1 protein-coding gene is annotated in these 855 nt (G+C 37.1%); it reads left to right on the top strand.

Translation table 11 applies throughout. The features are described from left to right. Positions 1–690: M23 family metallopeptidase (locus V7S50_RS33995; protein ID WP_336584466.1), on the top strand; the 690-nt coding region annotated here is incomplete at its 5' end. Between the last annotated feature and the right edge of the window lie 165 nt (positions 691–855).

The raw sequence follows: 855 nt of genomic DNA, 5'->3' as shown, positions 1-855 counted from the left end.
ACAGGCTGGGTAAACGTAGAAGGAAAATACTATTATTTAGATACAGATTCAGACCCAAATAAAATTGGTGTGATGAAAACGGGTTGGGTAAAGGATAATGGTAAATGGTATTATCTGGATGGAAGTACAGATGGTTCAATGAAAACAGGCTGGGTACAAGTAGAAGGAAAATGGTACTATCTAGATGCCAATAACGGCGGATCTATGGTAACTGGACAAGCTACTATAGACGGCAAGACTTATGTATTTGCTGATAATGGTCAGTGGATTGAAAATGCTGGGGATATTAGTGCATATGGTTACCAGATGCCTATAAAAAATCCAAATGTGAGTTCAGGGTACGGACCTCGTTGGAATGAATCTCATAAGGGGATTGACTTTGCAGCAACAACAGGTACACCTATTATGGCTGCTAAATCTGGAACTGTAGAATTCTCTGGTTTTGGTTCGCCTGGTTCATTTAATGATTATGGAAATGTTGTAGTTATCAAACATGAAGATGGATATTACACGTTATATGCCCACATGAGTGAAAGAATAGCTCGTAAAGGGGATTATGTTCAACAAGATCAAGTAATAGGTAAGGTAGGAGCGACAGGGAGAGTTACTGGTCCCCATCTACACTTTGAATTGAAAACGGAATATAAATTTGGTCAGATTAATCCAACACCATATTTACCATTTAAATAGAAGTTAAGATTCAATATTTAAAAGAGTAATATATTAAAATGTAGTAGTAAGAATGGAGAGGGAAATATGAAAAAACAGATTGCAGCATTTACATTAGCGACAACTCTTGGCTTGAGCATTCAACCAATTGTAAGTTCAGCCGAAACAGCTCAAAATATGCAAGCT

It is taken from the genome of Bacillus sp. CCNWLW194 (assembly GCF_037120585.1).
Lineage (GTDB): Bacteria > Bacillota > Bacilli > Bacillales > Bacillaceae_G > Bacillus_A > Bacillus_A basilensis.
The sequence above is the reverse complement of the archived record's forward strand: the minus strand, read 5'-3'. Positions and strand labels throughout refer to the sequence as shown.